Genomic DNA, 24408 nt, shown 5'->3' with positions numbered 1-24408 from the left:
CTCCTCTCCAGCTAGTTATGGAAAGGGGTACGGGCGCTTAGTCGCGCCGGATCACTAACAGATCAATTTTCTTTGACCTGAACCCATATGCTTTGGGCGCGACCGTCTTTCAAAAATGGCAAGGATTCGACCGCATCGGGGCGATCCTGTTGAAGGTAGTATCCGGGCCAAAGCATTGAATATGCACCAGATTGCAGGAGTGCATGCAGCATGTACTGCTCACCCCAGCCCGGGCAATCATAGAAGAACCGTTTGGGATATTCATAAGGCAGAAAAACATCGTGCACATGAATGATCACACCGGGTTTGAGCGCCGGAATGATACGGCAGAACAGGTGCGCGACGTCATTGCTCATGCGAACAACGTGACTGGAATCGATGAACAATACGTCACCGGATTCGAGTTTCTCGAACAGTGCCGGATCGACTTCTTCCAGACGTTTTTGTTCGAACTCATCCACCACATGCGCGATATCTGCCCGTGGATACGGATCGATTGCGGTGACGTTGGTCTGCAACCCGCCGTCGATAATCGCCTGCCGAGTCACACGGGTCGAGTTGCCGCAACCCACCTCGATCACCCGTTTGGGTTTGAACCTGCGTATCATCAGATACAGCGCATCCGCGTCCGGGCTGTCGTAGTACCCATTGTTGATACGATAACCGGTCTTGTTGCGCGCCGGGTCTTTCAGAGCTTCCAGAGAAACAGAGTGTTCTTGGTATTCCGACACCAATTGAGTGATGTCGAACCCATCCATCCCCGGAGACATAGCATAGGCAGGTCGGGTCAGACCCCCTGCCCGTTCAAACGCCTCAAGGCGCGCGCGCTCGTCCCGTTCGGTCACTTTGTCGATCAGTTTCACACCAAACCGGTCAAGCACGGCGTTCAGCCGGGGGAATTTCCTTGGTTTCACGGGGGGGCTCCGGGTTTGGTGACAGTCTAGACGCCTCCTTACCTGTGCGCATGGGGGCTTCGCAAGAACCCAGCTGGCAAACACTTGGCAAAAAGACAATTTCCGTATTCACTGGTTGGAACATAGTTGCGAGGGCCGGAATGCAGCAGGAATTTACGCTGGGCATCGAAGAAGAGTATCTGCTGGTTGATCGAGACAGTCTGGAACTCGCCGAAGCGCCTGCCGCGTTAATGGAAGCCTGCCAGGCCGATTTTGAAGGACAGGTCAGCCCCGAATTCCTGCAATGCCAGATCGAGGTCGGTACGCGACCGCATGTGACCATCAGCTCTGCGCGCGAGGATCTGAAACGCTTGCGGTCCTGTGTTTCGAAACGCGCCGCCGAGCACAACCTTGCCCCAATCGCTGTTTCCTGCCACCCCTTTGCTGACTGGAAAAAACAGCAACACACGCGCAAAGACCGATATGACGCGCTACAACACGCGTTGGGCGGAGTGGCGCGGCGTATGCTGATCTGTGGCATGCATGTCCATATCGGGGTAGCCGATTCAGCCTTGCGCGCCGACCTGATTCCGCAGCTGTCCTACTTTCTGCCGCATCTCTTGGCCTTGTCGACGTCATCGCCCTATTGGAACGGTGAGGACACAGGCCTGTCTTCGTACAGGTTAACGGTGTTCGACAACTTGCCACGGACCGGACTCCCGCCGATCTTTTCCGGCTGGTCCGAATATGAGCGTACTACGGGCGTTCTGGTCGAACTGGGCGTGATCGAAGACACCACGAAAATCTGGTGGGATTTGCGACCGTCGCACCAATATCCAACGCTGGAAACCCGGATCATGGACGTGCAGCCCCGCATGGAGCATGCACTTTCACTGGCCGCAATGGTGCAGGCGTTAACGCGCATGCTATGTCGCTTGAAAGACCGAAATCTCAGGTGGCGACAATACGATCGCTTTCTCATTGGCGAAAACCGCTGGCGTGCGCAGCGCTATGGCGTTGGCGAAGGGATGATTGACTTCGGAGATCGCTCAATCAAACCCATGCCGGAACTTATGGGCGAATTGATGGGTCTGCTGGCCGAAGACGCCGAAGCTCTGGGCACCATGACTGAGTTGGCAAAGCTGCAGCAGATTGCCCAGAACGGCACCTCGGCCACCCGCCAGCGCCGGGTACATGCCGAGGCAGCGGCAAAAGGTGATGACCCCGGCAAGGCTGTGGTTCAACACTTGATTGACGAATTCCATCAAGACCTCTGAACGTTGGCACGTTTTCCCGCACAAGAATGTGCCCGTGATTGATGGCCGTGCAAAATTTCTGTAAGGATTGGGAAATAAACACTCGTTCAATTCAACGGGCAGCGTGGGAGGCAATCCATGGATTTCGCAACAACCGAAGAGCAGAACGCAATCTTCGACATGGCCCATGATTTCGGGCAGGAAAACATCGCCCCATTTGCCCGCCAGTGGGAAGCCGAAGGCACCATCCCCAAAGACCTTTGGCCGCGCATTGGTGAGCTGGGTTTCGGCGGCCTTTATGTTTCTGAGGACAGCGGCGGTTCTGGCCTGTCTCGTTTGGACGCCACGCTTGTGTTCGAAGCTTTGTCGATGGCCTGCCCCTCTGTCGCGGCCTTTCTGTCGATCCACAACATGTGTGCCAAGATGCTGGACAGCTTTGGGAGTGACGAGCTGAAATCCCGCATCATGCCCAATGTTCTAAGCTTGAACACCGTGCTCAGCTATTGCCTGACCGAGCCCGGCTCAGGTTCTGACGCAGCCGCTTTGAAAACCCGTGCTGAACGCACGAACGAAGGCTATACCCTGAACGGCACCAAGGCTTTCATCTCGGGTGGCGGGTATTCGGATGCCTATGTCTGCATGGTGCGCACCGGTCAGGATGGGCCCAAGGGCATTTCGACAGTTTATGTCGAAGATGGCACCTCCGGCCTTAGCTTTGGCGCGCTTGAACAAAAGATGGGGTGGAAAAGCCAGCCTACGGCGCAGGTGCAGTTCGACGATTGCAAGATCCCTTCCGACAACCTTGTAGGTGTCGAGGGCGACGGTTTCAAATACGCGATGAAGGGGTTGGATGGCGGGCGTCTGAACATCGCGTCCTGTTCTCTAGGTGCCGCACAAACCGGGTTGAACATGACACTGCAATACATGTCCGAGCGGAAGGCTTTCGGGCAATCCATCGACCAGTTTCAGGCCCTTCAGTTCCGTCTGGCAGATATGGAGATCGAATTGCAGGCCGCCCGGACATTCCTGCGTCAGGCGGCGTGGAAACTGGATCAAGGCGCGCCGGATGCAACAAAGTTCTGCGCTATGGCCAAGAAATTCGTGACCGAAACGGGATCGAAAGTGGTGGATCAATGCCTGCAATTGCACGGCGGCTATGGTTATCTGGCCGACTATGGCATCGAAAAACTTGTGCGCGATCTGCGCGTGCATCAGATATTGGAAGGCACGAACGAGATCATGAGGGTCATCGTTGCCCGCCAGATGCTCTCTCAGCGCTGAGGACTTTATGTCAGACATCTATATTCGCACAGCAGGCCGTGCCGGTCGTATCACCCTGACCCGGACCAAGGCGCTAAATGCGCTCAGCTATGATATGTGCCTGGCCATCGACACCGCTTTGCGCGACTGGCGTGAGGATGACGCGGTCGATCTGGTCATTCTGGATGCCGAGGGCGACAAGGCCTTTTGCGCGGGCGGTGACATTGCCGAGCTTTATGAGACCGGCACCATGGGCGATTTTGAATACGGCCGAAAGTTCTGGCGCGATGAGTACCGCTTGAATGCTCTGATCTTCGAATACCCAAAACCGGTAGTCAGCTTCCTACAGGGTTTCACGATGGGTGGAGGCGTCGGCATCGGGTGCCATGGCAGCCATCGCATCGTTGGTGAAACGTCGCAAATCGCTCTGCCCGAATGCTCGATCGGTTTGGTTCCGGATGTCGGCAGCACGCTGATGCTGGCACTCGCACCCGGACGGTTAGGTGAATACCTCGGCACAACCGGGCATCGCATGGGGCCAGCCGATGCCATTCTGGCCGGTTTCGCAGATCGTCACATTCCGATCCAGCAATGGTCTGATCTGATCGACATGCTTGAAGCATCCGGCGACGCCAGCATTCTTGAAAGCCATTCCGACACGCCGCCCGAAGGTTCGTTGGTCGCAATGCAAGATGCAATTGAGACGGATTTCGGGGGCGAAACTCTTGGAGATATACAGAACAGCCTGCGCAACTCAAACAATGACGCCGCCGCTGACGCGCTGAAGTTGATCGGGCGTAATTCACCACTCTCCATGGCCTGCACGATCGAGATACTGCACCGTCTACGCACTCCAAACCTGACCATACGCAAGGCGTTGGAGCTGGAGTATCGCTTCACCTATCGCGCGATGGAACACGGGGATTTTCTGGAAGGTATTCGGGCGCAGATCATCGACAAGGATCGCAACCCGAGCTGGCGCCATCAGAACCAAGACGTACCGGCTGTCGCTGTTTCAAAGATGCTACAACCTTTGGGCGCGGACACGCTGACTTTTGAGGAGGATTAAGGAATGAAAATCGGGTTTATCGGTCTGGGCAACATGGGCAATCCGATGGCGGCCAACCTTGCCAAAGCAGGGCATGATGTCAGCGGCTTTGATATGGCGGATGTCACCGTGCCGGGTGTCACTATGGCCAGCTCCGGCCCTGAAGCCGCGACCGATGCCGACATCGTCGTGACCATGCTGCCGAACGGACAGATCCTGCGGGCGGTGGCAAATGAGATCATTCCCGCCATGGCGCCCGGAGCGGTCTGGATCGACTGTTCGACTGTCGATGTAGACAGCGCCCGCGCCGTCGCCGAGCAAGCCAAGGAAGCGGACGTTCTCGCAGTCGACGCCCCGGTGTCGGGCGGCATCGGCGGTGCGGCAGCGGGTACGCTGACTTTCATGGCCGGCGGTAGCGACGCGGCGTTTGAAAAGGCATCGCCGCTGTTCGACATTATGGGTCAGAAAGCCGTGCATTGCGGCGAATCCGGTGCTGGTCAAGCGGCCAAGATTTGCAACAACATGATCCTGGGCATAACCATGATCGCCACCTGCGAAGCCTTTGCGCTGGCCGACAAGCTTGGGTTGGACCGGCAAAAGATGTTCGATGTGGTCAGCACGTCTTCGGGCTATAGCTGGACGATGAACGCCTATTGCCCTGCCCCAGGTGTCGGCCCTGCAAGCCCCGCGGACAACGACTATCAGCCCGGTTTCGCGGCTGAACTGATGCTGAAAGATCTTCGCCTCAGCCAGCAAGCTGCTGAAAGTTCGGACGCAGACACGCCCATGGGACAGGTTGCAACGGCGCTTTATGAGAAATTCGTCGAATCCGAAGACGGGCTGGGCAAGGATTTTTCCGCCATGCTGCCACGTTTTGAAAACCGTACCAGGGGCTAGTCGCCACAGGGTGGCGACTTCCTGCCCATCGGGTTGACCGGCAGACAAACAGCGGCCATCTGTTTCCTAACCGCGCTTTAACGCGAAAGGAAACATGATGTCGCGAATTCTGTCTGTTACTTTGACCATTGTCGCGCTTTCATTGAGTCCGGCTACAGCAATTGCAGGGAACGGAAAGAGTAAGGCGGGTCATTGCCCGCCAGGCTTGGCAAAAAAAGCAGTGCCCTGTGTTCCGCCGGGTCAGGTAAAAAACCAGTACAAAAAGGGCGACTATATCACGCGCGACTACCGCTGGATCAATGATCCCTACCGTTATGGTCTGAATCGCGGCGGATCCTACATTCGCGCGGGCGATTACGTTTATCGTGTCGACCCCGAAACGCAAAAGGTGCTGAACCTGATCGGCGCAGTGGCTGATATTCTTTACTAAAGAACTGCACTATTCCGCAGCAACGCGCGCACCGTCCAACATCGGTTTGAGGTACCTGCCGGTATGGCTGCGGTCGACCTCGGCCACATTCTCGGGCGTCCCGGTTGCCACGATTTCGCCACCGCCATCGCCGCCTTCCGGGCCGATATCAATGATGTGGTCGGCGGTTTTGACGACATCCAGATTGTGTTCAATCACAACGACAGTATTGCCCTGATCGACCAGTTCATGCAGCACTTCCAACAACTTGCGCACGTCTTCGAAATGTAGGCCAGTGGTTGGTTCATCCAGAATATACAGAGTCCGCCCGGTCGAGCGTTTGGACAATTCTTTTGAAAGCTTCACGCGCTGCGCCTCGCCACCCGAAAGTGTGGTCGCCTGCTGCCCAACCTTAATATAACCAAGCCCGACCCGCGCCAGTGCGTCCATTTTATCGCGGATCGACGGCACGGCCTTAAAGAACTCCTGCGCGTCTTCGACGGTCATATCAAGGACATCGGCGATAGACTTGCCTTTGAACTTGATCTCCAGCGTTTCACGGTTGTACCGCGCGCCCTTGCAGGTTTCGCAGGTGACGTAGACATCAGGCAGGAAGTGCATCTCAATCTTGATGACGCCGTCACCCTGACATGCCTCGCAACGACCACCTTTGACGTTAAAGCTGAAACGTCCGGGCTTATAGCCGCGCGCCTTTGCCTCGGGCAGACCGGCAAACCAATCGCGGATCGGCGTGAAGGCCCCGGTGTAAGTCGCTGGGTTCGAACGCGGAGTTCGCCCGATGGGGCGCTGGTCAATGTCGATGACCTTGTCCAGATGCTCCAACCCTTTGATGGTTTCGCAGGGCGCCGGCGTTTGCCGTGCGCCGTTCAAACGCATGGAGGCAGTTTTAAATAGCGTCTCAATCGTAAGCGTCGATTTTCCGCCTCCGGAAACGCCGGTGACGCAGACAAACTTGCCGAGCGGAAACTCCGCCGTCACGTTCTTCAGATTGTTCCCGGTCGCTTTGACAACCGTCACCTTCTTTTTGTTCCCTTTGCGTCGCTCAGCCGGGACCGAGATCTCGCGGGTTCCCGACAAGTATTGCCCGGTCATCGAGGCCGCATCAGCCGCGATTTGATCAGGTGTGCCCTTGCTGACAACCTGACCACCATGCACTCCAGCCCCCGGCCCGATGTCAAAAACATAATCCGCCTCGCGGATTGCTTCCTCGTCATGCTCGACGACAATCACTGTGTTACCCTGGTCACGCAGGTTCTTTAGCGTCCCAAGCAAGCGATCATTGTCCCGCTGGTGCAGACCAATGGACGGTTCATCCAGAACGTACAAAACTCCTGTCAAACCAGATCCGATCTGGCTGGCCAGACGAATGCGCTGGCTTTCACCACCAGACAAGGTACCACTTGAGCGGGACAGCGTAAGGTATTCCAAACCAACGTTATTCAGAAATCCCAGCCGCTCGCGGATTTCCTTGAGAATGGCGCGTGCGATTTCGTTCTTCTGGACACTTAGATGGTTCGGTGCATCTTCGATCCAGGCCAGGGCCTCGCGGATCGACATCTGCACAACCTGCCCAACATGCGCGCCTGCGATCTTAACCGCCAGCGCCTCAGGCCGTAGGCGATAGCCTTCACAGGCACCACAGGGTCGGTTGTTCTGATACCGCTCAAACTCTTCACGGATCCATGCGCTGTCGGTCTCGCGATAGCGGCGCTGCATATTCGGGATCACGCCCTCAAAGCTGCGGGTGACCTGATAGACCCGCCCGCCTTCATCATAGCGGAATTGGATTTCTTCGTCGCCGGAACCGCGCAGAAACACTTGCTGCACCTTTGGCGGCAGGTCCTTCCACGGCGTGTTCTTGTCGAACTCATAGTGTCGGGCAATCGCTTCAATGGTCTGCAGGAAGTACGGCGACTTTCCCTTGCGCCAGGGCGCCAACGCCCCGTCGTACAGTTTCAGGGTCTGGTCCGGCACCACAAGGCGTTCGTCAAAGAACAGCTCGACACCAAGACCATCACAATCCGGACACGCCCCGAACGGAGCGTTGAACGAAAACAAACGGGGTTCGATTTCAGAAATGGTGAAGCCGCTGACCGGGCAAGCAAAGTTCTCGCTAAACGTGATCCGTTCCGGATCGCCCTCACGCGGCGCGGTTTCGAGAACGGCGATACCGTCGGCCAAGTCCAAAGCAGTACGCAAACTGTCGGCCAGCCGGGTCTCCATCCCTTCGCGCACGACAAGGCGGTCGACAACGACATCAATGTCGTGGCGATATTTCTTGTCCAGCGTGGGCGGTTCATCCAGTTCGTAGAATTCTCCGTCGACCTTAACGCGCTGAAAACCCTGCTTGCGCAGCTCAAGGAATTCTTTTTTGTATTCGCCTTTGCGGTCGCGCACGATGGGGGCGAGCAGGTATCCTCGCGTCCCCTCCTCCATCGTCATGATGCGGTCGACCATGTCCTGAACCTGCTGCGCCTCAATCGGCTGCCCAGTGGCCGGGCTGTACGGCGTTCCGGACCGGGCGAATAACAAGCGCATATAGTCATAGATCTCGGTGACCGTTCCGACGGTCGAACGCGGGTTTTTGGATGTAGTCTTCTGTTCAATCGAGATGGCCGGTGAAAGGCCGCTGATGTGGTCCACATCCGGCTTTTCCATCATGTCCAGAAACTGGCGCGCATAGGCTGACAGGCTTTCAACGTAACGCCGCTGGCCCTCGGCATAGATCGTGTCGAAAGCCAAAGACGACTTACCGGACCCCGACAGCCCGGTGATCACCACAAGCTGATCACGTGGGATGTCCACGTCGATACCTTTGAGGTTATGTTCGCGCGCTCCGCGCACTTCGATATTCTTCAGCTCAGCCATTTTTGGCCCCCAACACACAAGTGTCTTAGAAATAGGTGAACGACGCTGGAACTCCAACAGAAAAATTAGAACAAAGCAAGAACTGTCATCTATTCGCCGATCCGACAAAGCAGCATCGCATTTGACACGCAGAAGCGTGGCACAAATTACGAATTTACCGCTGACTTTAGGGAAAATGGCGCGGTTGACGGGGCTCGAACCCGCGACCCCCGGCGTGACAGGCCGGTACTCTAACCAACTGAGCTACAACCGCGCATCTATTTTCGTGATCCCTTAACCCGGATCCAGGCTGACAGCAGTGGCGCGGTTGACGGGGCTCGAACCCGCGACCCCCGGCGTGACAGGCCGGTACTCTAACCATCTGAGCTACAACCGCCCGCTGTCTGTTCATCGCTGAACGTTTGGGTGTATTATGGCTACGCCCCGACATCGTCAAGCGGCGTTTTGAAGTTTTTTCGAAGAACCTGATTTTTTCCGATTGAGCCACCCACCCCCGAGGCCGGAAAACCAGCATTTCATGAGCTGGATCGAATTCACCACCGGCCATCTTGCCAACCAATCCGAGTCGCTGTAACAGCAGCGCCTACGGGTGATTAGCTCAGTGGTAGAGCGCTTCGTTCACATCGAAGATGTCAGGAGTTCAAATCTCTTATCACCCACCATTCCACTTCCTCAGAATCAACGCCTTCTAAGGCCTTGAAATTACAATGCTTGCCAGCTTGCATTTCAACTGCGTATCGTTCTTGCATCTGCCGTGTGATCAACCGGCGCTGAAGCACGGGGTTTCGCATGGCCAAATTGAAACGGGACATTGGCCTTGTCGGCCTGACCTTCATTTCGGTCGGTGGAATTATCGGTTCCGGCTGGTTGTTCGGCCCCCTCCTCGCAGTTCAACACGCAGGTCCTGCCGCTATCCTTTCGTGGATCATTGGCGCGGTGGCCATGTTCGTTCTTGCGATAACCTTCGCCGAGATCTCGGCCATGCTGCCCATTCCCGGAGGGATCGCCCGCGTCCCCCAGTTTTCGCACGGGAATATCGTTTCGATGGCAATGGGGTGGACCGCCTGGATTGGGTACAACACCACCGCCCCGATTGAGGTCGAGGCGATGCTTAAATACCTCGGGCCTTATGCTCCCTGGCTGCACACAGCCGATACGGGCGATTTGACCGGCGCGGGTATCGCCGTGGCGTTGTTTTTCATGTTGTTGTTCGTTGTCATTAATGCGTTGGGGGTAAAATTCTTCACGCAAGTCAACGCGACGCTGACATGGGCCAAAATTGCCATTCCTATCGTTCTGTCGATTCTGCTGATCGCAAGTCGATTTGACACCGGGAACTTCACCCAACCGGGTGGTTTTGCGCCGTACGGCTTGCAGGGCATCATGGCGGCTGTTTCAACCGGAGGCGTCATCTTTTCCTTCATCGGTTTCCGCCATGTGGTCGATATGGCTGGTGAGGTTCGAAACCCCAAAGTGGCGATTCCTGCGGCGTTGGTGCTGTCCATCATTCTGTGTGCGGCCATCTATGTCGGATTACAGATCGCGTTTATCGGCGCACTTGACCCGGAGATGCTGAAGAACGGCTGGGCAAGCCTGAATTTTAGCGGTCAGGGGCCATTGGACGGGGTCATCCTATCGGTTGGGATCGTCTGGTTCCTGAGCGTTTTGAATATCGGCTCGGTCATTGGACCCTTTGGCAACGGTTTGGTGTCCACCGGCTCGAACGCGCGTATCGCGATGGCCTTGTCACAGAACGGGTTCCTGCCAAAGCGTTTGCAAATACTGTCCTCATTTGGGGTGCCCTTGTGGGCCTTGGCGCTGAACTTTCTGATTGGAATTCTGTTCCTTCTTACGGTCCCGTTCACCACCGTTATTGCCCTGAATGGCGCGGCCATAGTCGTATCTTTTGCGGTTGGGCCAATCGCCGTTGTGTGCTTGCGACGCCTGATGCCGGACCACCCGCGGTCCATTCGCATTCCCTTTGTCAAAGTGGTGGCCATCACAGCCTTCGCTGTCGCCACGCTCATCGTCTATTGGAGCGGATGGGACACCGTTTGGCGGCTTGGCATCGCGTTGATCGTCGGGTTTGTTCTTCTTCTGGCACGGTTTCATAGTCGGCTGGACGAAATGGACGTGACCGAGGCCCTGTGGCTGGTTCCCTATTTCGGAGGGATCGGCCTGATCTCGTTCCTGGGACAGTTCGGGGAAGGTGCGCTTAAGCAAATCCCCTTTGGTTGGGATATTTTGCTGTGTGTTCTGTTTTCAATCGTCATTTTTGGCCTGGCGGTCCGATCCTCCCTGTCCGCCAAAAAGTTTCAGACTTACATCGCCGAGGAAGAGGTTCTGGACCCGAAGAAACCCGTTATCGGCTTCTGAAAAGGAAAAAGGCGGGGGAAACCCCGCCTTTTCTTTGTCTACTGCCTATCGCTTAGTGCGTCGTGGCAGACGGGCTTGCGCTTTCAGTGGCCTTCGCAGCGGCTGCGGCAGCCTCTTCGGCGGCCTCATCCCACTCAATCGCTTCCGGCTCACGTACCAGTGCCAGCTTGAGAACTTCGGACACGTGCTCTACCGGAATGATCTTCAGACCTTCTTTCACGTTGTCCGGGATCTCGGCCAGGTCCTTTTCGTTCTCTTCCGGGATCAGAACAGTCTTGATGCCACCGCGCAGGGCCGCCAGCAGTTTCTCTTTCAAACCACCAATCGGCATCGCGTTGCCACGCAACGAAACCTCACCCGTCATCGCGATGTCCTTACGAACCGGAATACCGGTCAGCACGGATACGATCGAGGTCACCATGGCCAGACCAGCCGAAGGCCCGTCTTTCGGAGTCGCACCATCCGGCACGTGCACGTGGATGTCTATCTTGTCGAACTTGGGTGGCTTCACCCCAATCTGAGGCGAAATTGACCGCACATAGGACGACGCCGCATCGATGGATTCCTTCATCACATCGCCCAGCTTGCCGGTGGTCTTCATCCGACCCTTGCCCGGCAGTTTCAGCGCCTCGATATGCAACAGATCACCACCGACCGATGTCCACGCCAGACCGGTGACAACACCAACCTGATCGTCCTGTTCGGCCAGGCCATAGCGGAACTTGGGCACGCCCAGGAACTCATCCAGATTGTCTGGCGTCACCGTTACAGATTCAGCCTCTTTCTTGATGATCTTGGTCAGCGACTTCCGCGCCACCTTGGCGATTTCACGTTCTAAGTTCCGAACGCCAGCTTCCCGCGTGTAAGTGCGGATGATCGAATGCAGCGCGTCATCGGTCAGTTCGAACTCCTTGGCCTTCAGGCCGTGGTTCTTCACCTGCTTGCTGATCAGATGCTGTTTGGCGATCTCACTTTTTTCGTCCTCGGTGTAACCGGCCAGCGGAATGATCTCCATCCGGTCCAGCAAAGGCCCAGGCATGTTGTAGCTGTTGGATGTGGTCAGGAACATCACGTTGGACAGGTCGTATTCGACCTCAAGGTAGTGGTCCATGAATGTGCTGTTCTGCTCCGGGTCCAACACCTCGAGCATCGCCGAAGCCGGGTCACCACGGAAGTCCTGCCCCATCTTGTCGATCTCGTCGAGCAGGATGAGCGGGTTTGTGGTCTTCGCCTTTTTCAGCGCCTGGATGATCTTACCAGGCATCGAACCGATATAGGTTCGACGGTGTCCCCTGATCTCGGATTCGTCGCGCACACCACCCAGCGAGATGCGGATGAACTCACGCCCCGTCGCACGTGCAACCGACTTACCAAGCGAGGTTTTACCCACACCCGGAGGGCCAACAAGGCACATGATCGGGCCCTTCAGCTTTTTCGACCGCTGCTGAACAGCCAGATATTCGACGATCCGTTCCTTGACCTTCTCAAGGCCATAGTGGTCGGCATCCAGAATGTCCTGCGCGCGGCCCAGATCCTTTTTGACGCGGGATTTCGTGCCCCACGGCAAGGCCAGAATCCAGTCCAGATAGTTGCGTACGACGGTGGCCTCAGCCGACATCGGGCTCATGTTACGCAGCTTCTTCAGCTCGCCTTCGGCCTTTTCACGGGCCTCTTTCGACAGCTTGGTCTCTTCGATCTTGGCTTCCAGTTCAGCAACTTCATTGCTGCCGTCTTCGCCATCGCCAAGTTCCTTCTGAATGGCCTTCATCTGCTCATTCAGATAGTACTCGCGCTGCGTCTTCTCCATCTGGGTTTTGACGCGAGTCTTGATCTTTTTCTCGACCTGTAGAACCGACATTTCGCCCTGCATCAGGCCATAGACCTTCTCAAGCCGCTCGCTGACGCTTAGGGTTTCCAGCAGGTCTTGCTTTTGTTCGACTTCAATCCCCAAATGACCCGACACAAGGTCAGCCAGCTTTGCCGGTTCGGTGGATTCTCCAACTGCGGTCAACGCTTCTTCGGGGATGTTTTTGCGCACTTTTGCGTAACGCTCGAATTCATCCGCAACAGTGCGCTGCAGTGCTTCGGTTGTCGTAACGTCGCCAGGAATCTCGGTCAGATACTCGGCGCGCGCCTCAAAAAATTCTTCGTTTTCAAGGAATTCCGTGATCATCACACGGGCTTGGCCCTCGACCAGCACCTTCACGGTGCCGTCCGGCAATTTCAGCAATTGCAGTACATTGGCCAGCACACCGGACCGGTAGATGCCGTCCTCGGTTGGGTCATCGTCGCTCGGGTCGATCTGGCTGGACAACAGAATCTGCTTGTCGTCCTGCATCACTTCTTCCAGCGCTCGGACGGATTTTTCCCGACCGACGAACAGCGGCACGATCATATGCGGGAAAACCACGATATCGCGCAGCGGCAGCACTGGGTATGAGGAGTTCAGGGGCTCTTGCATGCTCTATCCTTATCATTGGCAAGACGGCTCTGGTCCCTCATCGAGGCAACGCCCGGCCGTCTCCTGTCTTGGACGATAAAGGTGGGGCAGTTACCGCCCTATTTCAACCTTACCGCCATCTCTCATGGTGAGAATGACCTGAGGTGTTCGGGACTGCAAGGCACCTGATGGACTATTCGGTGATTTTGATCACCAAAACGCCAAGCGCCTATCAAACAGGCTCAATATCGCCTTGCGCGCGCTGCGCATGGAACTCGACCTGCCACGCATCGAATGTTCCGGCAGCGATGGCGTCACGCATCCCCTGCATGATCTCTTGGAAATAATGCAGGTTGTGCCAGGTCAGCAGCATGCCAGAAATCATTTCATTCGAACGGAACACGTGGTGCAGATAAGCGCGGGAGTAGTTTGTACAGGCAGGACACGTGCAGTGTTCATCCAACGGGCGCGGGTCATCTGAATGGCGGGCATTCTTGATGTTCACCACGCCATAGCGCGTAAATACCTGCCCTGTGCGCCCCGAGCGGGACGGCAGCACACAATCCATCATGTCAATGCCACGCGCAACGGCGCCGACGATATCATCCGGTTTTCCAACGCCCATCAGATAACGTGGTTTATCGACCGGCAGCATATCCGGCGCAAAGTCCAGCACGTCGAACATCGCCTCTTGGCCTTCACCCACGGCAAGTCCACCGACGGCGTAGCCCTCAAAACCGATCTCTTTCAGCGCCTCGGCCGATTCCTCGCGGAAATCCTGCTCTAGTCCGCCCTGCTGAATGCCGAACAAGGCATGACCCGGGCGATCCCCGAAAGCGTCACGCGACCGCTCAGCCCACCGCATCGACAGGCGCATCGATTCGGCAATGCGATCCCGGTCAGCGGGCAACGCTGGGCATTCGTCGAAACACATAACGATGTCGGACCCCAACAGGCGCTGAATCTCCATCGACCGTTCAGGCGTCAATTCGTGGCGCGAGCCATCGATATGCGATTTGAAGGTCACGCCTTTTTCGGTCAGCTTGCGCAACCCGGCCAGCGACATGACTTGGAACCCACCGGAATCCGTTAGGATCGGCCGTTCCCAATTCATGAACTTGTGCAACCCGCCCAGACGGTCGATCCGTTCAGCGGTCGGGCGCAGCATCAGGTGATAGGTGTTGCCCAGCAGGATGTCCGCCCCTGTGGCGCGTACGCTTTCCGGCATCATCGCTTTGACCGTCGCCGCGGTGCCAACCGGCATAAAGGCCGGCGTGCGCACCTCACCGCGTGGAGTATGGATTACCCCGGTGCGTGCTTTGCCATCCGTGGCTTTCAGGTCAAATGAGAAACGGTCTGTCATGTGAATGCCTCAGGGTCGCTGAACCGGGCAGCAATTGCCCGATCTCCGCTGGTATTGCAAGCCGTCAGGGCAATGACGCAACGCGGTCAGTGAACAGGCTGACAACCCCTGCCCCATCCACATCCCGGCATACGCGCACCATTGGTCTGTTGGCATCCGGTCGGGTTGCCCCGATTTGCGGACCATCTACCTCAACCTGAAGCCCGGTTTCGACTATCTCGAACATGGGTTCGTGGGTGCAGGCAATCACAGCCGTCGAGTCGTGCAGGCCGCACCCCTCCAATCCGCCGATATCCTTGTAGAATTTCAGATAAAATTTCGAGATGTCGCGCAGGAAACCGCCCATGTCAGCGGAACGCGCCGCCAATGCATCAAAATCCGCAGTCTCGTACAGAGTTTTTAGCGTGACATCCAAGCCGACCAGAACGGTATCTGGCGGAGACGCGAACACTGCATCCGCGGCCTGCGCATCGTGATAGATGTTGGCCTCAGCATGCTCTGTGATGTTCCCGGGGCAAAACACGGCACCGCCCATGATCACCAGTCGCTTGATGTTGCCTGCAAACTCTGGGTCCAACCGCATGGCATCGGCGACATTGGTCAACGGACCAATGGCGCAGACGACCAGCTCACCCTTGTGTTCCCGCGCCTGCTCGACAAGGAATTCGGCCGCCGTCAGGGGGTGATTTTCCCCAATCTGCGGGATGTCAGTCAAATCACCGAATCCTTCGGGGCCGTGCACGTGCTCGGACGGGTCGTATGTGGTCGCACCAACTGGAAGCGGCGCCCCCTCAGCCACTGGCGCGTCCAGTCCCAGTTTATGGAGCAAGAACCGCGCGTTGCGGCTGGATTGGTGCACATGCGTGTTGCCGAAAACCGTGGTCAGGCCGATCAGGTCTATTTCTGGTGCAGCGGCGGCATAGGCAATGGCCATCGCATCGTCGATGCCCGGATCTGTGTCAATTATCAGTTTCATCCCCGCCCGATAGCGCAATCACAACCGGATGCAAAGCAGCCACATTCAAAATATTCCACGCTACATTGTGGTTTTCAGAGATTTGCATCTATCCCCATTCCCGCCATACCAGAGTTGAAAATGGGCGAGTCAATCCCCAAGTGTATACCATAGTACACAATAATACAGAGGACAGATATGACCGAAGAACAGATCATTGGGTTGCTAACATCGAACATCATTTACCTGCTTGCGGCAGTTCTGATTGTCGTCGTTATTTTCAAAGGCATCAAAATTGTGCCTCAGTCCGAAAAATACGTGGTTGAACGCTTTGGCCGCCTGCACTCGGTGCTTGGCCCCGGAATCAACTTTATCGTTCCTTTTCTTGATGTTGCGCGTCACAAGATATCCATTCTTGAACGCCAGCTACCGAATGCGACGCAGGACGCGATCACCAAGGACAACGTTCTGGTTCAGATCGATACCTCGGTGTTCTACCGCATTCTTGAACCGGAAAAGACCGTGTACCGTATCCGTGACGTCGACGGAGCGATTGCAACAACCGTTGCAGGTATCGTCCGTGCCGAAATCGGTAAAATGGATCTGGATGAGGTGCAGTCCAATCGCGCGCAACTGATTGAACGCATTCAGGAAAGCGTCGAAACTGCCGTTGACGACTGGGGGATCGAAGTCACCCGCGCCGAGATTCTGGACGTAAACCTGGATCAGGCCACACGCGATGCGATGTTGCAGCAGTTGAACGCCGAACGCGCCCGCCGCGCGCAGGTGACCGAGGCTGAAGGTCAGAAACGTTCGGTCGAATTGAATGCCGACGCGGAACTTTATGCGGCCGAGCAGACCGCAAAAGCCCGCCGTATTCAGGCCGAGGCCGAAGCTTATGCAACCGGCGTGGTCGCCAAGGCCATTCAGGACAATGGTATCGAGGCTGCCCAGTATCAGGTCGCGTTGAAGCAGGTCGAATCCCTGAACGCGCTGGGTAACGGCACCGGGTCGCAGACCATCGTGGTTCCCGCCAATGCGCTTGAGGCCTTTGGCGATGCCTTCAAGATGTTGAAAGGAGGAAAGTAATGGCTGATCCCTTCTGGCTGACATGGTGGCTCTGGCTGGCCGGAGCGCTAGCTCTGGGCATACTTGAGATCGTCTTGCCGGGGTTCATCTTTCTTGGCTTTGCGATTGGAGCGGCGGTCACAGGGCTTTTGCTTGTGATCCCCGGTTTTGCCCCGAGCCTGGCGGTCTTGCTTTTGATCTTTGCGGGTCTTTCGCTTGTGGCCTGGCTGATCCTGCGGCGCATGTTCGCCCTGCCCCATGGCCAGGTGAAAACCTTCCGCCACGATATCAACGATTGATCCAAATCGACGCAGCGTCCCGGGGGCCACACGGCACCACTGGACGCTGCCCCAGCCTTTCCCTATATAATTTCTCAGGTAACAGCCCCGAGGCACGAATGACCCATCCAAGTGAACAGTTCGAAGGTACGCCGCTGATCGCGCCTTCGACCATCGATCATCCACTCTACGATTCCGTGGTCGAGGCTTGCAGATCCGTCTTCGATCCCGAGATTCCGGTGAATATCTACGATCTGGGTCTGATCTATACGATCGATATTACCAAGGAAAACGCGGTGAAGGTCATCATGACACTGACCGCGCCCGGATGCCCGGTCGCCGGTGAAATGCCAGGCTGGATTGTCGAGGCAATCGAACCGGTCGCTGGCGTCAAAGAGGTTGACGTCGAGCTGACATGGGAGCCCCCCTGGGGCATGGAGATGATGTCAGACGAAGCACGTCTTGAACTGGGATTCATGTAGAATTTCGCTTAGCTTTACCGAGTAAAGCATTGAAAGATAACAAAAAGGGCTGTCCATGAACCGGGGCAGCCCTTTTTGCATCAAAGGGCCCGAGCAGCCTATTCCACGCCGCAGGTCGATTTTATCTCGGCCGCGCGTTGATCCAGCTCTTTGACGTAATCGCCATTCAACATGCTGAGCCTTTTTTGCTCGGTTCCCGTGACCAGTCCCAGCAATGCACCGGCAGGAGTGATCGCAATGATACTTTCTGCCTGCTGGTCTTCTGCGTGCTTCTTTTCTGCGGCGATGGCCCGAAGATCCCCCTCGGCGGTAGCGCAATTTACCGGATGCCGTGCGCCATCCGTTGCTGCATGCCCTAGACCTACGGTCAAAATGACTGCGGCTACAGCTTGCATCGTAATGATTTTTTTGCGGAAATGCCCGATCTTCACCATCTTCATTCGCCCTTCGCTCAAATATCCTGTTACAACCGTCAGGCTAAGGCGAAGACCGTGAGGGACGCAAGTTTGCTGTGGCAATTGGTCGTTTGGCAACGTCACCGTCGGTAAAACTTAGGTCAGCAGGTCTGCTATGTCTTGAGCCTGACGCCTCTCGGCCCTAGATTAGGGATGACGTAGCGCAACGGAGACCACCATGTTTGGCATTCCCGGCAAACAAGCCGTGACAATGACGACCAAAGCGGCTGAGCAGATCGCACGCCTGATGGCGTCCGGCGGTCATGCCGGGTTGCGCATTGGCGTCAAGAAAGGCGGCTGCGCTGGCATGGAATACACCATGGACTACGTGGATGAAGCCGATACCAACGACGAAGTGGTCGAACAGGACGGTGCCCGCATCATGATCGCGCCAATGGCGCAGATGTTCTTGTTCGGAACTGAAATCGACTATGAGGTCTCGCTTCTGGAAGCCGGGTTCAAGTTCCGCAACCCGAATGTTGTGGACGCTTGCGGTTGCGGCGAATCCATCAAATTTGACGAGACGCTTTCCACACAAAACTAAGTCGCCTGCAGGTGCAGATAGGTTTCGTTGTAGCGCCGTGTAAGATGGTCACCTGCGCTGATCGTTTTGCCTGAGCTTGGCGGAGCAACGTTGGTGTCGTAGGACGGGTTAAAGAACAGTGGGACCGAAATGCGTTCCTGCGTCCCGCCTATGACGCGGTGTTCGGTGGCTTTGACTTTTCCCGCGGTCCAGAATTCCAGCATCTCTCCAAAGTTGATGATGAATGTACCAGGCTCCGCAGAGACAGGTTGCCAGCTGTTATCCGGCATGCGGACCTCAAGCCCTGAGACCCCGTCCGTGGCCAGCAATGTCAGACACCCATAGTCAGTATGCGCCCCGATGCCAAAATCCAGATCACCTGCCCACACCGGGCGTTCTGGATAGTAGTTCCCGCGCAATAGAGCCATTGGCGTGTCAAAGGCGCGATCAAAACTGAGTGTATCCCGGCCCAAAGCAACCGCAATGGCCCGAAGAACACGCATCGCCACATTGCAAGCGTCAATGTAGTAAGCTCTGATAATACCTCGAAATTCTAAAGGATAATTCGGCCACAGGTTCGGAGCATACACACTGAGCCCTTTTCCGGCATAAGAATTTCCCGCAGGCAATTCGAAACCACAGTCGAACACTTCCTTGAAATCCGGATTGGCCTTGGGGTCGACCTGTTCTGATCGCGGCGCGCCCCACCCTCGGTTTGAACCCGTCATCGCCATATCAACGGTTTTTTTCTGGACGTCCGGCAAATGGAAGAAGTCGCGATACGCCTCGATCACGTTTCGGACTTGATCGGCGTTCAACCCGGTGTTCGACACCGTTAAAAACCCAACTTCTCCAATAGCATGCAGCAGCTTTGCCATCTCTGAAGCCTCGCGTTCATCCAGTTTTCTCAGATCCAGATCGTCGATCATGCCGTCCTCCACAATGACGCGGAACCTGCCGTTGTGGTCGGACCTTTGCAACCGGAATTGTCAGGCTCGGCTGGTGGTGCTATCCGATGAGCAAACAACGACTTATTTGGGGGTACGCGTTATGCGGCGCAAGCTGGCAGCTGGAAACTGGAAAATGAACGGAACTGCGGCTGCATTGCCCGAGCTTCAGTCGCTAGCCGGGTCGTTTCCTGACGCATCAGTGGATGTTCTGATTTGCCTCCCCGCGACCTTGCTGCACCGGGCGGCAGAAACGGTAAAAGACACCGGAATTTCGGTCGGTGGACAGGACTGCCACGCGGCCGAATCCGGCGCGCATACAGGCGATGTCAGCGCCCAGATGATGATTGATGCAGGGGCAAGCGCGGTCATTCTTGGCCATTCCGAACGGCGCGAGGATCATGGTGAGCAAAACGACGATGTTCGCGCCAAAGCCCGCGCTGCGATGGACACGGGCCTGAAAGCCATCATTTGCGTCGGCGAAAGCCTGGAGCAACGTGAGGCCGCGAACACGCTGGACATAATCGGCGGACAGTTGTCCGGTTCGATCCCAGACCAGTCAACCGGCGAAAACCTGATCGTCGCTTATGAGCCAATCTGGGCTATTGGCACCGGCAAGGTTCCCACCCTGGACGAGATCGGAGAAGTGCACGACTTCATCCGCGCCCGGCTGGAACGTCGATTTGGCGAAGGTGTCGGCCGCTCGGTCCGGTTGCTTTATGGCGGTTCGGTCAAGCCGGGCAACGCAGCCGAAATCTTTGCCGTCTCCAACGTGGACGGGGCACTGGTGGGCGGCGCAAGCCTGAAAGCCGAGGACTTTTCAGGCATTATCGACGCCCTGCAAAAGGCCTGAGGTCAAGCCAATTTCATCGTCACCAGCCCGGCCACAATCAGGGCCGCCGCGATCAGGCGGGGCGCGGTCAGCGCCTCACCCAGAAACATTGCGCCGACCATAAAGGCCCCGCCAGCACCGATGCCGGTCCAGATCGTATAGGCCGTGCCCAAAGGCAAATCCCGCATCGCTAGGGCAAGCAACCCGAACGATCCGATCATCGACACGCCCATCAAAGCCGTGGGCCATAAACGCGTGAAACCGGCGGATTGCTTCATGGCGACGGCCCAGACAATTTCCAGCAGGCCAGCGAATAGCAATAATATCCAAGGCATTTGGACACCTCATATCTCTTCGGGTCGTCCCGAATGATCAGCCAAATCGGCGAGGTCGTCCTCGGTTGAAAGATATACCCACTGAACCGGGGTTCAAGAGGTTGGATTCTTTATTGAGCAACTAGGGACACCCGGGCGGGCAAACGATCGTCGCCTGATTGACGAGATGAAACTCTAAATGCGGCAATTCAACCGGTGATACGAAACTGATGGGTTCGCGTTTAGGGTGGTATCCAATGGGTTACCGATTATCTGGATCGATTCCGCACGCAAAAAAGGCCGGGTCTGACGAAAGACCCGGCCCCCTGTTCTGTCAAAGAAACCGCTAGTTCGTAATGATCTCTGGCCCCATGAAGGTATTGGGCAGGAAGGTCGAAATCCACGGTATGTACGTCACCATGATCAGGAAGACGAACAATACGGCCAGGAACGGCAGCGCCGCCTTCACAACGCTCATCATCGGCATACCGGCCACGCCCGAGGTCACGAACAGGTTCAAACCAACCGGGGGCGTAATCATCCCAATCTCCATGTTCACCACCATGATGATGCCCAAATGGATCGGGTCGATGCCCAACTCGATGGCGATTGGAAACACCAGAGGTGCCACGATGACCAACAATCCCGAAGGTTCCATGAACTGACCACCAATCAGCAGGATCACGTTGACCACAATCAGGAAGGTGACTGGTCCCAATCCCGCCGATAGCATTGCACTTGCGATGTGCTGAGGCACCTGTTCATCTGTCAGCACGTGCTTGAGGATCAGCGCGTTGGCGATGACGAACAGCAACGTCACCGTCAACTTACCGGCCTCAAACAGCGTGTGCTTGGTGTCGGGGTGAAAGAACGCCGTGACCAAAGCATAGGGCTTTTTCAACAGCGGAATGTTCTGCCCATCCCCATTGGTGCTAAGCGGACCCATGTCCTTGTAGACAAAGCTGGCAATAAAGAAGGCATAGACGGCAGCGACAGCAGCGGCTTCGGTCGGTGTGAAGATACCGCCATAAATACCACCCAGAATGATGACAATCAGGAACAGACCCCAACCGGCTTCGCGGGCCGAGATAAATATCTCGCCCCAACCTTTCCATTCACCTTTGGGCAGGTTTTTGACTTTGGCCATCACGTAGATCGTGACCATCAGCATCAGACCCGCCATCAGGCCCGGAATGACGCCCGCAAGGAACATCCGCCCGACCGAGACCTCAACGGCGGCGGCATAGACCACCATGACAATGGATGGCGGGATCAGAATGCCCAGGGTACCCGCGTTACAGATCACTCCCGCAGCGAATTCCTTGGAATAGCCAACCTGCCGCATACCGGCGATGACGATAGAACCGATGGCTACAACAGTCGCCGGAGACGACCCCGACAGCGCGGCAAACAGCATACAGGCAAAGACACCCGCAATCGCCAGACCGCCCGGCAAGTGCCCGACACAGGCGATGGAAAAGCGGATGATCCGCCGCGCCACTCCACCGGTCGTCATGAAGGACGATGCAAGAATGAAGAACGGGATCGCCAACAGAGTGAAGTGGCCTTCAAAGGCTTCGAACAGGGTTCCCGCGACCGAAGCCAACGAACTGTCGGAATAAATCAGCAGAAACAGGGTCGAGCTAAGACCCAGGGCCACCGCAATCGGCACACCGATCAGCAACAGGCCGATGACCATAGAGAATAGAAGTACGACGTCCATTAGTCATGCTCTCCTTGCTGAGCCCGGACTTCTTCGATCTCGTCCTCGACTTCGTGACTGGCAACAAGACGGTCGGTCTCTCCACGCCAGATTTGTACTGCGACCTGAGCGAAGCGGATCACTAGAAGCAGCATCGACACCGGCAACACCAGATACGGCACCACCTTGGGCAATTTTTCATACCCCTCGCCGTAGTTGATCAGATCCTCGAGGAAGCGCAGTGGCGCGACCATCGGTATATCGTCCACTTCATAGAAACTCTGGCTGCGTGCGTCGAAATTGAACCCGGTCGGGAACCAGCGGCCCGATGTTGGCGGCAGGTCCGCAAACACGGCCCAGTAGTCATACGACCCTTTCAGAAGCAGAAGCGAGAACACCAGACAGCACGCCACCGATATCAGCGCCAGAATGCGGCGCGGCGCCGGGGCCAGCATGTTCAGGATTGCATCAACACCCAGATGCGCGTGTTTCTTGACCGCATAAGAAGCCCCCAGCAAAACCAGCCAGCCAAAGGTGAAAACCGTCAGCTCAAGCGCCCATAAGATATTGGAATTGAACACAAAGCGTGCGATCACGTTGGCGAAGGTTACGACCGTCATCACGCCCAACAGAGCGGCAATCATGGTCTCTTCGATATGGTCGACCAGCCCGCCTTGGCCGGGTTTCGAACCAGACATTTTTCTGTCCCCACATTATTGGTGATGAGAGTTAGGTGTGGCGGGCCAAATTACAGCCCGCCCAGCCTGCGTGTCCGCCACTCCCGAGTCTTTGGACACGCGGCCTCAACCGGGATCAGAACCCGGCGTTGATGGCCTGAGCGGCGTCGATCTTATCCTGACCTACGTCGTCGGAAAACTGGTCCCAAACGGGCTTCATCGCATCGACCCAGGCCTGGCGCTGTTCGGGGTTCAGTTCGCGGATGATTCCGCCGGCATCAGTGATCGAGGCCTTGGCTGCTTCGTTCACCGAGAAGGCTTCCTTGTTCCGTGTCTCGGTCACTTCGCCCAGAATGGTCAGGAACTGATCGCGCACCTCGGGATCAAGGCTGTCCAACCAGTCAACCGATGTCACGACCAGATAGTCGATGATGCCATGGTTGGTCTCGGTGATACCGTCCTGCACTTCGAAGAACTTCTTGCCATAGATGTTCGACCAGGTGTTTTCTTGGCCGTCCACAACGCCCTGCTGCAGCGCACCGTAAACTTCCGAGAACGCCATCTTCTGCGGGCTGCCGCCAATGGCTTCCATTTGGGCAACTAGAACGTCCGAGGATTGAACACGGAATTTCAGGCCCTCGGCATCCGACGGAGCCTCAAGCGGTTTATTAGCCGACATCTGTTTCATGCCATTGTGCCAGAACGCCAGCCCTTGCAGGCCGCGGCGCTGCATGCTGTCTTTCATCGCCTGACCATCCGCCGAGGCCTGGAACGCATCCACGGCGTCAATGTTCTTGAACATGAACGGCAGGTCGAACAGACGGAACTGTTTGGTGAACTTCTCAAACTTCGACAGCGACGGCGCGGCCAGCTGGACGTCGCCTTGAAGCATTGCTTCAAGCACCTTGTCATCATTATAGAGCGTCGAGTTCGGATAGACCTCAACGCACATCACGCCATTCATCTCGTCATTGACGCGCTGCTCCAACAGCGATGCCGCGATGCCCTTGGGGTGTTTGTCCGTGTTCGTCACATGCGCGAACTTGACGACAATCTCGCCGTCATCACACGCGGCCATACCGGCGGTTGCTGTAACACTCAACGCCAGCGCGGTCGCGGCAGTTGTCAGGAATTTCATCTGTCTTTTCCTCCCAGACTTCCATGAAACCTTCAGTCAACGCCAGATCGGCGTCTCATGTGGCGCAGTGAAGCGAATCAAGGGGCACCGCTCAACTTTTTGTTCGAAATTCGGAAAGTTCAAATATTTTTATTTTACTTCATAGTTTTAGAAGGAACTTCCCCGCCATCAAAAGGCAGTGACACTACCCGTTGTGCGAAAATCCG

At 56.3% G+C, this 24408-nt stretch carries 22 protein-coding genes and 3 tRNA genes; 12 read left to right on the top strand and 13 right to left on the bottom strand.

Annotated features, from left to right (window positions below):
- Window positions 1-62 precede the first annotated feature (62 nt).
- Window positions 63-914 carry a class I SAM-dependent methyltransferase gene (locus tag AC2FD9_RS02700; RefSeq protein ID WP_496835271.1) on the bottom strand — a complete coding sequence of 284 codons (852 nt, stop codon included), beginning with the start codon at window positions 912-914 and terminating at the stop codon, window positions 63-65.
- Between the two features lie 140 nt (window positions 915-1054).
- Here AC2FD9_RS02700 and AC2FD9_RS02695 point away from each other — a divergent pair, with 140 nt between their 5' ends.
- The 5 genes from AC2FD9_RS02695 to AC2FD9_RS02675 all read left to right on the top strand — a co-directional run bounded on the left by AC2FD9_RS02695 (window position 1055) and on the right by AC2FD9_RS02675 (window position 5784).
- Window positions 1055-2170, top strand: coding sequence for a carboxylate-amine ligase (locus AC2FD9_RS02695; protein ID WP_282118526.1), 1116 nt, complete (start codon window positions 1055-1057; stop codon window positions 2168-2170).
- A 117-nt stretch (window positions 2171-2287) separates the two neighbouring features.
- Window positions 2288-3430, top strand: a complete 1143-nt coding sequence (locus AC2FD9_RS02690) for an acyl-CoA dehydrogenase family protein (protein WP_496835269.1) — start codon at window positions 2288-2290, stop codon at window positions 3428-3430.
- A 7-nt stretch (window positions 3431-3437) separates the two neighbouring features.
- Window positions 3438-4478, top strand: a complete 1041-nt coding sequence (locus tag AC2FD9_RS02685) for an enoyl-CoA hydratase/isomerase family protein (protein ID WP_496835267.1) — start codon at window positions 3438-3440, stop codon at window positions 4476-4478.
- A 3-nt stretch (window positions 4479-4481) separates the two neighbouring features.
- Window positions 4482-5354: a 3-hydroxyisobutyrate dehydrogenase gene (gene mmsB, locus AC2FD9_RS02680; protein ID WP_496835265.1), complete on the top strand. Its 873-nt coding sequence runs from the start codon at window positions 4482-4484 to the stop codon at window positions 5352-5354.
- Between the two features lie 205 nt (window positions 5355-5559).
- Window positions 5560-5784 carry an excinuclease ABC subunit A gene (locus AC2FD9_RS02675; protein WP_496835264.1) on the top strand — a complete coding sequence of 75 codons (225 nt, stop codon included), beginning with the start codon at window positions 5560-5562 and terminating at the stop codon, window positions 5782-5784.
- Between the two features lie 9 nt (window positions 5785-5793).
- Here AC2FD9_RS02675 and uvrA read toward each other — a convergent pair whose 3' ends face one another.
- The 3 genes from uvrA to AC2FD9_RS02660 all read right to left on the bottom strand — a co-directional run bounded on the left by uvrA (window position 5794) and on the right by AC2FD9_RS02660 (window position 9028).
- Window positions 5794-8652, bottom strand: coding sequence for an excinuclease ABC subunit UvrA (gene uvrA, locus AC2FD9_RS02670; RefSeq protein ID WP_496835262.1), 2859 nt, complete (start codon window positions 8650-8652; stop codon window positions 5794-5796).
- A 176-nt stretch (window positions 8653-8828) separates the two neighbouring features.
- Window positions 8829-8905: transfer RNA gene (locus AC2FD9_RS02665), tRNA-Asp, on the bottom strand.
- A gap of 46 nt (window positions 8906-8951) precedes the next feature.
- Window positions 8952-9028: transfer RNA gene (locus AC2FD9_RS02660), tRNA-Asp, on the bottom strand.
- A gap of 211 nt (window positions 9029-9239) precedes the next feature.
- Here AC2FD9_RS02660 and AC2FD9_RS02655 point away from each other — a divergent pair.
- Together AC2FD9_RS02655 and AC2FD9_RS02650 are read left to right on the top strand one after the other, a co-directional pair.
- Window positions 9240-9314, top strand: a tRNA-Val gene (locus AC2FD9_RS02655).
- A 127-nt stretch (window positions 9315-9441) separates the two neighbouring features.
- Entirely contained in the window at window positions 9442-11028 is a 1587-nt protein-coding gene (locus AC2FD9_RS02650; RefSeq protein ID WP_496835260.1) for an APC family permease, read from the top strand.
- A gap of 52 nt (window positions 11029-11080) precedes the next feature.
- Here AC2FD9_RS02650 and lon read toward each other — a convergent pair whose 3' ends face one another.
- The 3 genes from lon to AC2FD9_RS02635 form a co-directional block, all read right to left on the bottom strand.
- Window positions 11081-13489 carry an endopeptidase La gene (gene lon, locus AC2FD9_RS02645; protein ID WP_058277828.1) on the bottom strand — a complete coding sequence of 803 codons (2409 nt, stop codon included), beginning with the start codon at window positions 13487-13489 and terminating at the stop codon, window positions 11081-11083.
- A gap of 211 nt (window positions 13490-13700) precedes the next feature.
- Complete coding sequence (gene tgt, locus AC2FD9_RS02640) at window positions 13701-14831, bottom strand: tRNA guanosine(34) transglycosylase Tgt (RefSeq protein WP_496835258.1); 1131 nt, start codon at window positions 14829-14831, stop codon at window positions 13701-13703.
- Between the two features lie 64 nt (window positions 14832-14895).
- Entirely contained in the window at window positions 14896-15807 is a 912-nt protein-coding gene (locus AC2FD9_RS02635) for a nucleoside hydrolase (protein ID WP_282118546.1), read from the bottom strand.
- Between the two features lie 177 nt (window positions 15808-15984).
- Here AC2FD9_RS02635 and AC2FD9_RS02630 point away from each other — a divergent pair, with 177 nt between their 5' ends.
- The 3 genes from AC2FD9_RS02630 (at window position 15985) to AC2FD9_RS02620 (ending at window position 17614) form a co-directional block, all read left to right on the top strand.
- Window positions 15985-16875 (top strand): SPFH domain-containing protein, encoded by an 891-nt coding sequence (locus AC2FD9_RS02630; RefSeq protein WP_058277825.1) that lies wholly within the window; start codon window positions 15985-15987, stop codon window positions 16873-16875.
- Window positions 16875-17153 (top strand): NfeD family protein, encoded by a 279-nt coding sequence (locus AC2FD9_RS02625; protein ID WP_108858729.1) that lies wholly within the window; start codon window positions 16875-16877, stop codon window positions 17151-17153. Before AC2FD9_RS02630 ends, AC2FD9_RS02625 begins: the two co-directional genes overlap by 1 nt.
- A 98-nt stretch (window positions 17154-17251) precedes the next feature.
- The gene (locus AC2FD9_RS02620; RefSeq protein ID WP_058271500.1) at window positions 17252-17614 is read left to right on the top strand and encodes an SUF system Fe-S cluster assembly protein; all 363 of its coding nucleotides are present in this window, start codon (window positions 17252-17254) and stop codon (window positions 17612-17614) included.
- A gap of 98 nt (window positions 17615-17712) precedes the next feature.
- Here AC2FD9_RS02620 and AC2FD9_RS02615 read toward each other — a convergent pair whose 3' ends face one another.
- A complete protein-coding gene (locus AC2FD9_RS02615; protein WP_496835255.1) occupies window positions 17713-18054 on the bottom strand; it encodes a hypothetical protein in 342 nt (113 codons plus the stop codon).
- 193 nt (window positions 18055-18247) lie between these two features.
- On the opposite strand from AC2FD9_RS02615, the gene AC2FD9_RS02610 reads away from it, so the two are divergent.
- Window positions 18248-18613, top strand: coding sequence for a HesB/IscA family protein (locus tag AC2FD9_RS02610; protein WP_058277823.1), 366 nt, complete (start codon window positions 18248-18250; stop codon window positions 18611-18613).
- Here AC2FD9_RS02610 and AC2FD9_RS02605 read toward each other — a convergent pair.
- Window positions 18610-19521, bottom strand: coding sequence for an isopenicillin N synthase family dioxygenase (locus AC2FD9_RS02605; protein WP_496835253.1), 912 nt, complete (start codon window positions 19519-19521; stop codon window positions 18610-18612). The two genes, AC2FD9_RS02610 and AC2FD9_RS02605, sit on opposite strands and share 4 nt — an antisense overlap.
- 121 nt (window positions 19522-19642) lie before the next feature.
- Here AC2FD9_RS02605 and tpiA point away from each other — a divergent pair, with 121 nt between their 5' ends.
- Window positions 19643-20392 carry a triose-phosphate isomerase gene (tpiA, locus tag AC2FD9_RS02600; protein WP_496835251.1) on the top strand — a complete coding sequence of 250 codons (750 nt, stop codon included), beginning with the start codon at window positions 19643-19645 and terminating at the stop codon, window positions 20390-20392.
- A 2-nt stretch (window positions 20393-20394) separates the two neighbouring features.
- On the opposite strand, the gene AC2FD9_RS02595 is transcribed toward tpiA, so the two are convergent.
- The 4 genes from AC2FD9_RS02595 to AC2FD9_RS02580 all read right to left on the bottom strand — a co-directional run bounded on the left by AC2FD9_RS02595 (window position 20395) and on the right by AC2FD9_RS02580 (window position 24202).
- A complete protein-coding gene (locus AC2FD9_RS02595) occupies window positions 20395-20706 on the bottom strand; it encodes a DMT family transporter (RefSeq protein WP_496835249.1) in 312 nt (103 codons plus the stop codon).
- Between the two features lie 325 nt (window positions 20707-21031).
- Window positions 21032-22408 (bottom strand): TRAP transporter large permease, encoded by a 1377-nt coding sequence (locus tag AC2FD9_RS02590; RefSeq protein ID WP_058271494.1) that lies wholly within the window; start codon window positions 22406-22408, stop codon window positions 21032-21034.
- Complete coding sequence (locus AC2FD9_RS02585; RefSeq protein ID WP_058271493.1) at window positions 22408-23085, bottom strand: TRAP transporter small permease; 678 nt, start codon at window positions 23083-23085, stop codon at window positions 22408-22410. The genes AC2FD9_RS02590 and AC2FD9_RS02585 overlap by 1 nt, the downstream gene beginning before the upstream one ends.
- Before the next feature lie 115 nt (window positions 23086-23200).
- Window positions 23201-24202 (bottom strand): DctP family TRAP transporter solute-binding subunit, encoded by a 1002-nt coding sequence (locus tag AC2FD9_RS02580; protein ID WP_109311602.1) that lies wholly within the window; start codon window positions 24200-24202, stop codon window positions 23201-23203.
- Window positions 24203-24408 lie beyond the last annotated feature (206 nt).

This window comes from Ruegeria sp. YTSC230 (genome assembly GCF_059609665.1).
Note: the sequence above shows the minus strand (reverse complement) of the source record. Positions and strands in the feature narration are given on the sequence as shown.